Source organism: Bradyrhizobium sp. 192, from assembly GCF_023100965.1.
GTDB lineage: Bacteria > Pseudomonadota > Alphaproteobacteria > Rhizobiales > Xanthobacteraceae > Bradyrhizobium > Bradyrhizobium symbiodeficiens.
In genome coordinates this window covers 2,438,315-2,453,146 of record NZ_CP064690.1, presented here as the reverse complement: position 1 = coordinate 2,453,146, position 14,832 = coordinate 2,438,315, and the positions used below count along the sequence as shown (strand labels likewise).

Below are 14,832 nucleotides of genomic sequence, written 5' to 3'. Positions count from 1 at the left end.
ATTGTCGCGCGCAAGAGTTTTGTTCGCTCTGATTGTCGCGGAGCGTCAATCAGCGAGTGTTTTTGGTGTCGCGTGCGAGGATGGTCGCCCTGGACCACGCTTCCGCTCGAGCGCGGTGCGCCTGCGATAGCTTTCGACGTTCATCTCGACGATGGTGGCGTGGTGAACGAGGCGATCGATGGCGGCGAGCGTCATAGCAGGATCCGGGAAGACCCTGTTCCACTCTCCAAAGGGCTGATTGGCGGTGATCAGCATGGAACGCCGCTCGTAGCGAGCGCTGATGAGCTCGAACAGCACGCTGGTCTCGGCCTGGTCCTTGGTGACGTAGGCAAGATCATCGCAGATCAGGAGGTCGAAGCGATCGAGGCGGTTAATGGCGGCCTCGAGATTGAGCTCGCGCCGCGCCACCTGGAGCTTCTGGACGAGATCGGTGGTGCGGGTGAAGAGGACGCGCCATCCGTTCTCGATAAGGGCCAGGCCGATGGCTGCCGCCAAGTGACTCTTGCCGCCGCCGGGCGGGCCGAACAGCAGCAGATTGGCGCCCTTGCCGAGCCAACCATCGCCGGCGGCGAGCGCGGTCACCTGTGCCTTGGAGATCATCGGCACAGCCTCGAAGTCGAAGTTGTCGAAGGTCTTTCCAGCGGGCAGCCGCGCCTCGACGAGATGGCGCTCGACGCGGCGGCGGCCGCGTTCGGCGATCTCGTGCTCGGCAATGGTGGCGAGGAAGCGGGCCGCCGGCCAGCCTTCCTTGTCGGACTGCTCGGCAAATTGCGGCCACAGCACCTTGATGGCTGGCAGCCGCAACTCGTTGAGCAATAGATTGAGGCGCGCGGTGTCAATGGTGTTGGCCGTGCTCATGCGGCACCTCCGATCTCGCCGGCACCGATGAGGCACTCATAGGTGGCGAGCGGTGCGAGCTGCACCACGACGTGCGGCACGCAGGCCGGATCGGGAGAGAAGTAAGCGCGCAGCCGGTTGAGGTCGGGCAGTCGGCCGGCATCAAGCTCGGTCGCGAGCTGATCGGCGAGTTCGGCCTCGCAGCCGCGCTCATGGGCCAGTACGAGCAGATCGACCATGATCCGGCAGGCTTTCCTGTCCGGCAGCCGTTCGCGCAAGCAATCGAAGGTTCGGCGATAGGCATCGCGCGGGAACAGCCGATCACGGTAGACGAGATTGAGCAGCGCCATTGGCTTGCGCCGCAAGGAATGGATCACGTGCCGATAATCGACGACCTGGTCGTGCTTGCCGTTGGGATGCGGCCGCCCACGCGGCAGGGTGACGAGATGGGTGCCGCCGACGAACACGTCGAGACGATCGTCGTAAAGGCGCACCCGCAGTTGGTGCCCGATCAAACGCGACGGCACGGTGTAAAACACCTTGCGCAAGGTGAAGCCGCCGCTTGACGTCACGCGGACAATCACCTCCTCGTAGTCCGAGGTGCGGCGATCTGGCAACGCCTGCAGGGTGGCGCGCTCGTGGTCGATCCGCTTGGCGTTGCGGGCATTGCGGCGGCTGACGATCTCGTCGATGAAGCCGCGATAGGCGGCGAGATCATCGAAGTCGGCAGTGCCGCGCAACAGCAGCGCATCGGCGATCGTCCGCTTGAGATGGCCATGCGAGCTTTCGATCGCCCCGTTCTCGTGGGCGATGCCGCGATTGTTGCGGGAAGGCCGCATGCCGTAGTGGGCGCAGAGGTCCTCGTACCGCCTGGTCAGATCGTCCCTCGCATTGCGATCGAGATTGCAGAAGGCGGCCGACAGGCTGTCGGTCCGATGCTCCCGCGGTGCCCCACCGAGCGACCATAGGGCATTCTGCAGCCCTTCGGCCAATGCGACGAAGCTCTCGCCACCGAGCACGACATGGGCGTGTTCAAACCCGCAATAGGCCAACCGGAAGTGATACAGGCGATGATCGAGCGGCACGCCAGCGATGGCGACCCCAAGCTCGCCCATATCGGTGAAGTCGGACAGGCCGACCTGGCCCACTTCGTGGGTCTGGCGGAAGATGACCTCCTGCTCCTCGCCGTGGATCGCCCGCCAGGCGCGGATCCGGCGCTCGAGCGTGCGGCGGATTCCAGCCCCCAGCTCAGGATGGCGTCGGAGCATCTCCTCGAAGATGGCCACGGGCCGCACGCCGGGAGCCGCCTTCAGCATCGGCACGACCTCCAGGCCGAAGACGTTGGCCAAGGGATCCGGCCGGCGCCTTTGCCGCGGTGACTTCTTTTGCGACGGAAGGCGCAGATCCTTCTCGAGCCGATAAGCGGTCGACGAACTGAACGACGCCTTCGCGGCCGCCTCTGGCGGCGAATTGGTTTGACGGAACTTCATGTAGAGCCTCATCTGGTGATCGGTGACATGGCAGCCTGGCAACGGGTGATTCCTCTTTGGCGAGAAGAACCATCCATCACCGGCCAGCCGCGATCACCAGACGGCGCGGTCCGGTCGGATCGCGCCGTCGCCGGGCTCGTAACTCCGGTCGGGCTACGCCCTCCCTGCGTCACGAGCCCGGCGAAGCTCTCTCATCCTGATTGACGCTGCACTTCCATCCTGATTGCCGCGCCGCACTTCTTGCGGATCATCGCATGGAAAGCGGCTATGATCTCTCGAGCTTCCACCAGAAGAGGAACGCCTTGCTCGATCGCCGCAATGGTGACGGTCTCTGACCTTGATAGTGTATCGCGGCCATTGGTCATCAGGCGGGCGATAGTTCTCGCGGACGGTACGCGCTGCAGGCTCTGAGCATCGGGCATTTCGGCACGCCGACGGCGTGTCGCCCATTCGGTAACGACTCGCACCGAGCCTCTAAATCCCTGCGCCTTGAGGCAACGCCACAGGTCGGCGCCATTACAATTACCAGCGGCCCACGGAACATCGAGCCATGGCAGGTAGTGCTCGAGCGAGCTTTCGCGCACCCTGAACACGTCGGATCGCTGACCTCGCAATACCCTGCGGATGAGGCCCCGGCTATGGCCGGTGAGCCGTACGATCTCCTTTATGGAGACGCCCGTCTCAGCCTGTTTGAGGATTGCCGCGTTGGTGTCTTCTCGCCGAAGATAACCCTCATATTGAATGCGCTCGGCGGCGGTCAATAAGTTGGGATTTATGGTGGCGGAGCCGACCGCGATGCGGACCTGGCGCATGGATTTGCGAACCGCATCCAGGAAGGCGTGGCTGGCGTTCTCCATGAGGTGCCAACGGTCGGCGACCTGGGTGGCGTGCGGGAGTGCCTTGGCCGCAGCAAGGGCGTAACCGCCGCCGCGGTCGCGCGCGACCACAGCGATCTGTGGTTGCCCCGCGAGCCAGGCCTGCGCAGTGGCTGGCTCTCTGTCGGGTAAGAGAGTGATCGGTCGTCGCCGCTCGAGGTCGCAGATGATAGTTCCATACCGCTGATTGCGCCGCCAGGCCCAATCGTCGATGCCGATAACGCTCGGCGCAGCAAAGGGTGGACACCCGCGCCTTCTAACCACCCGAAGCAACGTGTCGTTGCTCACGGGCAGCATAAGTCGACGGGCAAAACTCGCCGCTGGGCGGCCACCCAAGGCGAGGCCAAGGTGATGGACGATCAGATCGAGCCGGGTCGTTCGCCGCGCCCACGGTGCTAGAGCGCCGTCATCGAAGCGCTCGGTGAAAATACGCCGACCGCAGAGAGCAGTAACGCAGCGGAAGCGGCGCGCCACGACCACCAAGCGAACCTGCCGCCCCGCAAGCGGCAGATCGGTTAGGCGCCGCTGATATCGGCTATGGATCCGCCCAGAACTGGTCCCGCATCCGGGACAGAGACTCGTCCCGCTCGTGGGACGCACGGTGATCACGGTCGTAGCGCCATCACAAAAGGCGCTTTCCACGTCAAACCCGTGAGGGACCAGAGCCGACGGACGTAGGGCTCGCTGCATCATATTGATTCCTTTGTGAAACCAACACGAGCCGGCGCTTGAACTTCATCAAAAGTGAGTCAGAGCCCCAGTCGAACGCCGATTGACAGTAGGGCGCTAAGCACGGCGCCGCAGACACTTACGAAGCGATCGGCGATGGGATCTCGAACACAAATGCGCAAAACTGCTTCATTCACGATCTGAAGCATAGCCGGATCCTAGGCTATTCGGACCCGGCCATCGCAAGCGCGGCGACAAGGGCCGCGATGCTGTTTTTCAAGCGAACGGAAGTCGGGGTCTCCACGCTCCCGATCGAATTTCAGTCGGACCCGTTGTCGATCTGTTCGAGGAGCCCGCGCCGGCTTCGATTTCATCGAGGATTTCCTCTCGTTGATAACGGTCTGCTTGATGGTGTCACCACAGCGACGCTCTGGCGTGAGACACTCAGGTAACTACATCCTGAGGCGCGCGAACTGCATCGACGCATGCTCCGCCTCGCGAAGGGAGTCGCATGGGACGATGCTCAACAACGACTTACAGAACGCAGGCGTGAGCTTGCCGCGGTGGATCACAACGTTCTCGTGCCCCGTGGCGGCTCGAGCGCTCTGCCATTGCCGATTGTAGCCGCGCTGTTCATTGGACTTCACGTGGCAAGCGGCGAAGTCGGCGCCGCCCAGCGTGGCCAACTGCCAGGCATGTACCGGCAGCTTGGTATGGATGTGCACCCACATCGGATTTGGCATCCTACCACTGCGCAGCGCCTTGGGCTGCAGCTTGACCTCGAACAGCGTCGCTGGCTCGCTCTTCAAGGCGCGGGGTGGATCCACAGACGCAAGTTCTTCGGCCGCCTGCAATTGTTCAAGGTACTTCTGCGACGGAAACGCGTACGTCTTCATGCAATCGATCGTGATCGCCGCCTTTCGTGCGTTCAACGAGTTTGCCTGTCCCTGAACCTCGGACAACATCGTCTTAAGCCGGACTATTTTTCCGTGCACTTCAGGCAATTGCGCATGCGTGAGTAGGCCATGTCGGCGGGGCTCCTCCAGCGCGGCTACACAGTTCTTAATCTCGGCGGTCTGCGTCTCCAGGCGCTTAAGGACGAGATCCACGACGTGGTCGGCGTCCTCAGGCTTCATCTGGCGCGCTTGCGAGACGGCGCTTTGCTGAGCCGGCAGATCGAACTGCAGCAGCTCGTCCAATCGCTTGAGTAGTCCCGTCAGTGCGTTCCTGGAGGGCGGAGCCTGCCACATCGCCAGGTGCCCGGTCGCCGATGATGACGCCCTCGCGCGTGCCTCCTCCGCACTCGCGAGTTTCTTCGTACCCAGATCCGAGAGTACGATAACCTTGGCAGTAGAGGCTGTGGCAGCGTCGGGCCTAGCGAGCTGCGGCTCGCGCAGCCCGGCCGTTGAACTCCCCTCGCGTGCGGCCGGTGCGCGCTTGCCTTTCCCCTTCCTGCGCGGCGCGTGGTTCTCAGCCGCTAAGTCGGTCTTTTCCGATATCGCAGTCTGGGCAGGCGGCTCCACTTGCCTCTTTGGCTGCACTGCCAAAAGTCGCGTGACTTGGTGCGCGGTGACCCATGCACCTTCCACGATCTGGTCCAACTGTTCCAATGGAAGGTCGGCATCCGTTCTAGCATCCCTTAGCCTGGCAACGATACGTTCCACCTCTGAGGCAAATTCCGAATGCCGTTCCATGACTCCTTCCAGAACGGTGCAGTGCTCTGCGTCGAGTGGCTCTCCGTCCTTGTTCAGAACGGCTTTGTACGTCGAGACGAATGCCGGAAAAGCATCCTGGATATAGGTCCCGAGCAGACGCACCCGCCCGTTCTCATCCATGAGGGCGTCCCTCACGGCTGGTTCAAACGTGCTCGCCTGAGACTCAATCAGAAGCTTCGCGAGCTTAATCCGCGATTCCAGATACAAGCACCCATCATAAAGTGCCGAGCCGGTGTGCAGGCGTAGTGCGGCTTCGTTGGCCTTCCGCATCTCGGGCGTCGTGCTTGGCAAGTTGGCAGTGGTCTCGCAGGCGGACTGCATCCGTTCCGAGCGCAACAGCTTCTTTCGCCACCACTCGATGACAGGCACATGGTCCTTCACCATACTGGAAGCCACTCGGCTCAGCTGGTCGGGGGTAGCGTTGGATTTCGAAATCCGCTGGAACAGGCCTGCCGATACCTGTCTGCGCTCTTCTAAGGCGAGGATAATCGCCGAGGCCACCATGTTGCCCTGACGCCCCGCCTGGAGCACGGCATAGCAGTATTGACCAGCCTCGGCGTCGGACAGAATGCTCGGCGCCACGGCCGGGCGCAGGCTCGCGTAGTACTCCAGAACTGCCGAGCCTGCTTTGACGAATCGATCGCTCAGCTCTAGCGCCTCCTTCAGCTCGGCATCCTCGCCCGGCTGACGGCAAGCGGCATAGTCCTCACGCAGGCGGTCCATGTGTCGCCTTGTTGCGTTGATTTCTTCCTCTGACGAGGAAATAGGGACTGCCACACCGGAAGTTGGCGGCTGGCTGGCGACCGGCGCCGTGTCTCCACCCTCGGACACTGAGGGAAAGCCGCGCCGCCGCGCAGTGGCTCCACGTGGCGCAGCGGCTGCACGTGCCGCAGCGCCTAGGATTCGATCTGGGCCAACGGAGGGACCGGAAGACCTGTCGCCAAGGGCATCGTCGGCACCGCGCGCCGTGCTAGCGGAGGGCGTCCCTCTATCTTGGGGCCCAGAGCGCATCCGCTCCACGACGGAATCGAACGATTGACTGCCTTCCCCAGGGGCTAGACTTGAGTGCGAGCGTGAACTGCTCGATCCGGCTCCAGCATCTGCAGTGCGCGATCTTCCAGATCGGCCAATGCCCGTCATATTCCATCTCCAATCAAGTCGAGAATGCGCAGCCTGTCTGGATAGACAGACTGGCTGACGAGTAGCTGACGAAGGGCGTTTTTCCGGTTGCACAGGAAACCCACATCGCCGTGGATCGTGGTCGAGTAGCTAGGCCATTTGGCTTTGCCCTCACACATCCGGGCAGACGGCTTGGCGAGTAGGCCGGCGGAATCTCACTGCCGGGCTCTCATGGATCCCCACGTGAGACTCTCGCGTCACTGGGCTCCCATTAGGCGAACGAGCTGGGTATGCCGACCTTCCATTGTGCAAAAACCCGGGACGTTCGCGAGATAGCCGTTCGAGAACGCGGCCGGTCTTGGCCTTGCGACCCATAAAGCGTTTGGACCTCCGCATCATCCAAGCCTCGATTGTCTGATTGACGTATCGAAGGATTGCCACAGAGGCGCCCGCCTGAATCGACCGAAATATACAATCCCCGGCCGCAGGAGTGGATTGAGCTGCCGAGCGATGTCACCATTGACACATGGGTCGTTTTCGGAGGCACCCGCATAAACTTCACCGCCGAAGCGCTGAGCCGAGGCAGAAAACTGCAAAATGCTGAGGCGTTTTGTGAGTTCTTTGCCCGTCGCGGCCGGAAGCGGTAGCCAGGAAGTCAAACTTGACGTTCGAAACCGGGCATCTGTCACGCGCGACGAGCACTATCCGGCGCGAGCGCTTCCTTCAAGTTCACTACTGAATCGGCCCCTGCAATAGCGAAATACCAGTCGGTTCCAGCCGCCTTCATCATTCCGAATCGCCTTGTCCCACAGCCAATCTTCGAACAGCGCGCTCCAGGTAATACGAGGGATCATCGTCAGACGAAATCCGTCTCGCAGCTCTCTTGACCATCGCTATCCTCGACTTTGGAAAGATACTTTGTAGGGCTGTCTACTCGGTGCTACTGGTCGTTCTCGTTCTCCGTCCACACTTTGGGATGCTGTTGAGGATCAAGCACCCATTTTTTGCGACCCGCCATGAACAAAACCCATTTCCGTAGACGGGGTTCCATACCTCCTATGCCAGGACGTGATAAGACCAACGGATGATCGCCGTCCATTCGCAGTTCATGCTCCAGCAGGATATCGCCCGCGCACTCGTCGAGCGGATGAGTACTGCGTACATCTAGCAGGGACGTGATAACGTTACGCCCGAACTGTCGGCGAAACTGGTCTCCCTCGATCCGGACTGAGCCTCCGGCTCACAGTTTCGTCACCCGACCTGATAGCTGAAAAATCGCGCGGGCTTATCCGGATCACCGTAAGTACTGGAATAGCCTTCACCGGCAGTTGCAGCCCGCTCGGCTTTCTCCGACAAAATCCGAGTGCTCCTGCGGGTTACTGGCGATGTGCATGATGTCACTGGACAAAACTCTCTTCACTTTGCGCATGAACAGATTCTCGGTCGACGATCTTGATAATGGGCGGATTGGAACGCAAGGAGTATGGCGACGCGCCCGTCGACGACGACCCACCTCGCTCCAGGCCGGCAACCGTTCCGCAAAACGGATCCACCGATTCTGCCCATACATCAGATCGCTCCCGCATTGGCAAAGTGCACGCGATTGAGCTCGTGCGCGGCAAGCTTTGTCAGGAGGATATACAGCTTAGCTGACCACAACGTGACCAAAGCAGCTGTCCGCGCTCCAATGCGCCGGCCAAGCACTCTGCGGAAGACTTATTGGCCGTCAAGCTCTCTAGGACCGGGGCGCTTCGGCTCAGACGGGACAACTTGCAGACGCGCGGTCATGCACCATGCGATTTCCTGAGCAAGTCGCCCACCGATTGCGAGATGCTGCACATTCTGATCAGACGTAGAATGTCGATCAGAACAACATTTTTCTCACGTCCGGATGGAGCCAAACCGACATTGCTGGGCGAGTGACCATGACTGGGTTTGCTAGTCCAGAAGAGTCGGTGCCCAATGTGAGCCTTGCAGGAAGACGCCGTCATGCAAAATCACCAAAATCATCGCTCACCCTACCAGAGCTGTCAGCGACAGATTGCGTTCGGTCATCAGAGCATCAGGTGCGACTAGGAGACTGAGACACAGACCTCAGAGGTCTTGTCACTATCCAGGATGTGAATGCAATCTATCCAAAGAATTGATTTCACACTTCATGTGCTGCCGGGTAGGGAAAGCGCCGTGCATCACGCAACGTCGTAGGTTTGCTGTCGGCAAAGCTGCGATGAGTACGTGATCATGGACACCGCGATCGGATTGTAGGCACGGTTTTGCCCGGTGCGGCCAAGTTCATGTCACCCCCCGTCTTTGGATTGTCCGGCCGTTGAGCAGTTCTTTCCAAAGCGTCTCGGTGATTTTATAAAAGTCAAAAATAGGAAGGCGCGGCAGGACGGCCTCGTTATGGCGTTCTCCAGCTGAGCGTAGCCGCGCTTGGCCATCACTGTCGCTCCGGTGATCGGAGCACGAAGGAGGCTCACCTTTTTGGCCGAATGAGGAAGTTCGTTGCTCAAGCACGGAACGCCTGCCGGCGTGTGAGGCTTTGCAAATTGAGGGCCGCGATGCAAATCGCATATCATCGCTGCTCCCCCATCAAACCTGCGGCCGTGCGGCTGCGCTCGCCATCGGAAGCATCGATCGTGATGAGGAGATTTAAATCCAGACCATGGAACGGCATTGTCACTAATCCGCCATGTGAATGCATCGAACCAAACCATCGATTTCACCAATCAATGTGTTCTCGGCAATCATCTCGACTTCACGATGTCGGCGACAACTGCCGCGATTGTTCCGGCGCTGAGCGGGTGCTGCCCGCCTATCGATGCATTGTATTGATTGCCGCCTACGCCCCGATGGAAAGAGCACATTCGACGTCACCAAGATTCACGCGCGCCACGTGAGACAGTGAACAACGCCAGTCGAGCTCACAATGGAATCCCGATCCAATATGCGATTCGCCAGTACCGCAGCTCTTCGTCTATTCCGGATTCCAATGCTTACGCGGAGGCCGGACTGTTCAATTCCGCTCGGGGGTGGCGTGACGTGGTGGGTGTCTTGGCGTGACTTGATATGAGGTCCTGGAATGCGAACGCTACTCGTTGATCATGAGAGGGACCCTGCGCGCGTTGTACAAGATGCGCTCTCCGATTGCGGTTTTGCCGTTGACGTAGCGTGCACCCTGGACGAGGCCGCCGCCGCTTTTTCTTGCGCCAGCTATGACATTCTCTTGCTCGAGTTGGTTCTACCGGATGGAGACGGCTTGGATTGGCTGAAGCAGTTGAGACGTGACGGACATTCGATGCCTGCCGTGATGATGAGTAACTTCAATGAGCTCGGTAGGCGGATAGCGCTATTTAATGGCGGTGCGGACGACTTCCTGCCCAAGCCCGTATCTACTGATGAACTCATCGCACGAATGCGCGCTACTCTGCGCCGGTCAACGCAAATGACGGCCCCCATTGTTACCTTTGGCAATCTACGATTCGATTCGATCGGTCGGCAAGCGACGGTCAATGGTCGACCACTGAAAATTGCCCGCCGCGAGGTGTGCATTCTCGAACATCTGCTCAGCCGCGCCGGCCGCACCGTGGCTCGTGCGTCATTGGAAGATAGCCTCTATGCATTTGACGACGAGGTCTCAACCAATGCGCTTGAGGTCGGAATCTATCGTTTGCGCGGTCATTTGAGTCGGTCCGGTGCGACGCTACGGATCAAAACCGCGCGCGGGATCGGCTACGTCCTTGAATTGAAAGGCGCGGCATCGACCGCGTAGTTAATTGAACTTGAAAGAAAAGACCATCTTGAGCATCATTCTTGACAAGCATGCTGGCGTCACTCGAGGATCGATCGCCGCCAACGGCCTTTCGTCCACATTTCTTCCTTGTCTTTGGCAGCTTTTGTGCGTGGTCATCCTGCTATTCCCGGCTGCGGCCGTAGCTCAGATCAAGCGGGATGATGGAAGTGGGCCGCAGCGTACGGCTGCCGACGGCATTAGCGCAACCCTGACCCTTTCCTCTTCGCTAGGTAAGACGATTCACCTGCCAGCGCCAGCCGCGAGCATCTTTGTCGCAGATCCTACGGTCGCGGACTATCAGGCACCTTCGAACAGGACCATCTTTGTTTTCGGCAAAAAATCCGGTCGGACCACCTTGTTCGCACTGAACGAGGCCGGGGAGGCTCTCGCTGAGCTGCGTGTTGTCGTCACCCAGCCGATCGAGGATCTGCGCGCCACGCTGAAAGCCCAGGTCGGCGACTATCCCATCCAGGTAAGCTACACCCCGCGTGGGGCCATCCTTAGCGGTACGGCGCCCAATGCGGAGATCGTCGATATAGCGATGAAAGTGACCGAGCAGTTTCTTGGGTCTGGTGCGCTCGTCGTCAACAAGATTCAGGTGGCGGGGTCATTGCAGGTGAATCTGAGCGTGCGGGTGGCGGAGGTCTCGCGGAGCGCCATGAAGGAGCTCGGCGTCAACCTCTCCGCTTCCGGGCAAGCTGGCCCTTTCACTCTCGGCTTGGTCAGTGGCAGTGGTGGTGGATACGGCGCGGCGCAGGGCGGCGGTACGGCGAAGATGGGGGTCAACACTGGCCATGTGAACGTCAGCGCTATGCTCGATGCACTGGCTCACGAGCGCCTCGCTTCCGTACTTGCTGAACCGAACCTCACCGCAATGTCAGGCGAATCCGCCAGCTTCCTCGCCGGCGGCGAATTTCCCATTCCGGTGTTGCAGGACAATCGGCAGGTCTCTGTCGAGTTCCGTCACTTCGGCGTCAGCCTGGAGTTTGTGCCGACCGTTCTCAGTAACAATCAGATCAACATCCGCGTGAAGCCTGAAGTCAGCGAACTATCGTCACAAGGTGCTGTCAACATCAACGGCATCTCCGTGCCGGCTCTCTCCACCCGGCGTGCAAACACGGTTGTCGAGCTCGCCAGCGGCCAGAGCTTTGCAATTGGTGGGCTTATCCGGCGCAACTTCAGCACTGAGATCACGACTTTCCCTTGGCTCGGCGACGTTCCGATTCTTGGTGCGCTATTTCGCTCATCGTCATTTCAACAGGATGAGACGGAACTCGTGATCATCGTCACGCCTTACGTCGTGCGGCCAAGATCGAACTCGAAGCAGATGAGTGCGCCCACCGACCGCATCGCTCCGCCCTCAGACCTCGCGCGCAGTCTGACGAACACATTGGCAACGCGCTCGCCTGTTCGCGGTGCTCCCCCGATAAGCGTACCAGGCGCGACAAGGGGCACCGGCCACACCATCGAATGAGGATCGACCAATGAGATTACGATTCGTGCGCCCCTTCATCGGTCTGACGGCCAGTCTAGGTGGCTGCGCAAGCACCGCGCCGACTTACCTCGAGCCGACCGCGCAAGCGATCCTGGTTGAACAAGAGAAGAACGTCTTACTGTTACAGACCCTTGGAGGGCCCGAACGGCAGCGTCTGCGTTACTTCATAGCGAGTACCAGTCGCGGTCGGTACGACACGCTCCATCTTGATATCGTCGGCTCACGTCAGCTCGGGGCGCAGATAGCAGCTGAGGCCCGCGCAGTGGGCGTCGACGCTCACAACATCCGCCTGTACGGTCCATTCATCGATAGGCGTGATGGCTCTGCCGCCCGAATCGAGGCGATTACGTACGAGGCGCGCCCTCCCGTTTGTCCGTCGATTGCGATCGTCGGCCCTTCAGTGAACGACAATTCTTTCGATCCGACGCTTGGCTGCTCGATCCGCAACAACTTGGCCGGCATGGTCAACGATCCGCGCGACTTGATTGACAATCAGGCCGTTGTGCCGAGTGATGGCAATCGTGCGGCCATTCCCGTTGCCACATACAAAACCTTCGCGACCGGCAATAACAGCAACTTGGGTATGGCTAACAACAAGCTGCCGTCAGATCCCACGTCTGCCGGCACCCAGACCGTGCAGCCCTCTCGATAGCGAGAACATCAGTCATTCGATGCGACCTCATTCACAACACGAACTAGACTTGGCCGGCGGCAAAGAGTGCTTTTGCGACAGCCTCGAAGTACTGGACAGGAATGGAATTGCCAAGGCTAGTGTTGCGGATTAGCTCACGGACCAGGACGTGATCTTCGACGATACTGAGACGAAGGCGCCTCGCTTCATCAAAGAGCCGTGAAGCCGCCTCCCCGTCGCCGCGGCAAACCAGGACCGGGACGCCCGTTTCGCCACGGATGTAGCGTACCCCGACCAGCAGCTCGCGCCCAGTCAAGATCAATGTCGCGCGACTCACGCCGAGAGGAGACTCGCTCGCCTGCTCCCGCCGAAGGCGTCGGTGTTCGCGTTTGACCTCCGGATTGCCTTGCTGCTCCTTGTCCTCGCGCTTCATATCGCTCTTAGTCATGCGCATGCCGCGCAAGAACAACCAACGCTGGATGAGGAGATCGACCAATCCGCCGATAAGAAATGCACCACTTGCAATCCCGATCAACAGTTTCACTTGAATGAACACGAACTCGAAGCAGCCCGTGCCGCAAACCGGCAGATAGACCAGTGTCTTCCACGCGCCGACAACGACCAGGACAAAGATCGCGCCGAGGCAGAAGACCTTGAACAAGGTCTTGCCAAGCTCGATGAGGGAACGCAAAGAGGCGATGCGCTTCAGTCCGTTGATGGGATCAATGTTCTCGAATTTCGGCGTCATCGGCTCGGAGGAGAACACTAATCCACCATTGGCTAGGACCGTCGTCAGAATTGCGCAGGTGACCATACTCCCAAGAAGCGGGCCAACAATTCCCAGTGCAAGTTCGGGCAAGACGCCGAGCGCAAGATCGACCGCAATATTGAACGGCTTATCAAGCAGCTTGTCAGTCAGCATGAGCGCTTCACGACATTTGTCGTAGATGGAACTCGCTTCTAACCAGACATAACCGAGACCGGCGCACGCGCTGAGGCCCCTGACTAGATCCGTGCTATGCGGAACCATGCCTTTCTTGCGCGAGTCGCTTAGCTTCTTTTCAGTGGGGGCGAGCGTTTTCTCTTCGCTCGTGTCGCTCACTTCAGTTTCCTCTCAAGCCTCTCCAGCTCTCGGCTCGACTGCATGATTTCCGCTTGCATGTATTCGATGAGGTAGAGCGTATAAGTCACCATGACGATCGCAAAACCTATATTCTTGATCGTCAACGATAGGTCCCGCGGGTTGAATTGCGGCGCAAAGCGCCCGAGCAGAAGCGCTGATATGTCGGCCAGCAAGAGGAAAGCTACCACAGGTCCAGAGACCAGGACGGCGGTACGTATGATGCTGTCGAGCACGCCCCACAACTCCAGCGTCCCTTGCATGCTCAGCGTGGGTCCAAGCTGATAAGCCGGCCAAACCAGATAGCTGCCGTAAAGCCCGCTGATCATGGTTTGCAGGCCCCCCGATACGACGAAGATCGTGGTCGCGGTGGTCCCGATAAGAAGTCCCGTCGCCGAAGCCTGACTGCGTGTCGCGGGATCGGCGGGAGTGACCACGCTGCTGATGCCCCGTTGCGCGTCGATGAACTCGCCGACGGCCTGAAGACTCCAGAGGGGAATACTGAGGAGGGCGCCGATCAGTAGGCCGACACACGTCTCCTTAAGACCGAGTAGCGCGATCTTGAGCAGACGAGTGTCCGGATCTAGCTCCTTCAGGCCATCGGCGATGTGCGCCAAGTATGGTAGTTCGAGCGCGACGGCAAGGCAACCGCGGATCAGGCCGCCGATCTGCGGACGCGTAAATACCGGAAGCACCAGCATGATGCCCACGGGGCGGGCCGCACCAAGGCCGGCAGCAACGACGAGTTCGATAGTCGCCTGGATCAGACTTTGCGTGTCGGCGGTTGACAGATCATACATGACGGCTGCTGCTAGTAGCCCGTCGTGAGCGCGGGAAAATCAGTAAAGATCTGCTTGGCTTGTTCGATGAGCGGGGCGCTCAGCACCGGAGCAAACAAACCTATAATCCCAACAATGACCAAAAGCTTCACAGTCAGTGGCAATGTCTGATCCTGGATCTGCGTTGCCGCCTGGATGATGCCGATGATGGTTTCGGCGACCGCCGCTGCAATGAGCGGAGGCAGAACCCAGGTCATGAAAAGCACCAGTGATCGGCTCATAAAAGGGAGAATAGTGGCCTCATCCATG

The 14,832-nt window shown here is 59.8% G+C and carries 9 protein-coding genes and 1 pseudogene; 3 read left to right on the top strand and 7 right to left on the bottom strand.

Annotated features, from left to right (window positions below; genetic code table 11):
- Positions 1-45 precede the first annotated feature (45 nt).
- The 4 genes and pseudogenes from istB to IVB24_RS11100 form a co-directional block, all read right to left on the bottom strand.
- On the bottom strand, positions 46-858 hold the full coding sequence (gene istB, locus IVB24_RS11115; protein WP_247300139.1) for an IS21-like element ISBj11 family helper ATPase IstB: 813 nt from the start codon (positions 856-858) through the stop codon (positions 46-48).
- Positions 855-2,339 (bottom strand): IS21 family transposase, encoded by a 1,485-nt coding sequence (gene istA, locus IVB24_RS11110; RefSeq protein ID WP_247768157.1) that lies wholly within the window; start codon positions 2,337-2,339, stop codon positions 855-857. The genes istB and istA overlap by 4 nt, the downstream gene beginning before the upstream one ends.
- 224 nt (positions 2,340-2,563) lie before the next feature.
- Positions 2,564-3,892 (bottom strand): annotated as a pseudogene (locus IVB24_RS11105) (ISL3 family transposase); the annotation flags it as partial.
- A gap of 431 nt (positions 3,893-4,323) precedes the next feature.
- On the bottom strand, positions 4,324-6,726 hold the full coding sequence (locus tag IVB24_RS11100) for a hypothetical protein (RefSeq protein WP_346771367.1): 2,403 nt from the start codon (positions 6,724-6,726) through the stop codon (positions 4,324-4,326).
- A 3,061-nt stretch (positions 6,727-9,787) separates the two neighbouring features.
- Here IVB24_RS11100 and IVB24_RS11095 point away from each other — a divergent pair.
- The 3 genes from IVB24_RS11095 to IVB24_RS11085 all read left to right on the top strand — a co-directional run bounded on the left by IVB24_RS11095 (position 9,788) and on the right by IVB24_RS11085 (position 12,645).
- Complete coding sequence (locus IVB24_RS11095) at positions 9,788-10,477, top strand: response regulator transcription factor (RefSeq protein WP_018458359.1); 690 nt, start codon at positions 9,788-9,790, stop codon at positions 10,475-10,477.
- A 73-nt stretch (positions 10,478-10,550) separates the two neighbouring features.
- The gene (locus tag IVB24_RS11090; protein WP_247282082.1) at positions 10,551-11,972 is read left to right on the top strand and encodes a type II and III secretion system protein family protein; all 1,422 of its coding nucleotides are present in this window, start codon (positions 10,551-10,553) and stop codon (positions 11,970-11,972) included.
- 10 nt (positions 11,973-11,982) lie between these two features.
- On the top strand, positions 11,983-12,645 hold the full coding sequence (locus IVB24_RS11085; protein ID WP_247772860.1) for a CpaD family pilus assembly lipoprotein: 663 nt from the start codon (positions 11,983-11,985) through the stop codon (positions 12,643-12,645).
- Positions 12,646-12,688: 43 nt separating this feature from the next.
- On the opposite strand, the gene IVB24_RS11080 is transcribed toward IVB24_RS11085, so the two are convergent.
- Genes IVB24_RS11080 through IVB24_RS11070 form a run of 3 tightly spaced genes read right to left on the bottom strand, consistent with a single transcriptional unit; the run spans position 12,689 to position 14,831 of the window.
- Positions 12,689-13,726: an EscU/YscU/HrcU family type III secretion system export apparatus switch protein gene (locus IVB24_RS11080; protein ID WP_247402511.1), complete on the bottom strand. Its 1,038-nt coding sequence runs from the start codon at positions 13,724-13,726 to the stop codon at positions 12,689-12,691.
- Positions 13,723-14,544: a type III secretion system export apparatus subunit SctT gene (sctT, locus tag IVB24_RS11075; protein ID WP_247446186.1), complete on the bottom strand. Its 822-nt coding sequence runs from the start codon at positions 14,542-14,544 to the stop codon at positions 13,723-13,725. The genes IVB24_RS11080 and sctT overlap by 4 nt, the downstream gene beginning before the upstream one ends.
- Before the next feature lie 11 nt (positions 14,545-14,555).
- Complete coding sequence (locus IVB24_RS11070; RefSeq protein ID WP_018458364.1) at positions 14,556-14,831, bottom strand: EscS/YscS/HrcS family type III secretion system export apparatus protein; 276 nt, start codon at positions 14,829-14,831, stop codon at positions 14,556-14,558.
- Position 14,832: the final 1 nt, after the last annotated feature.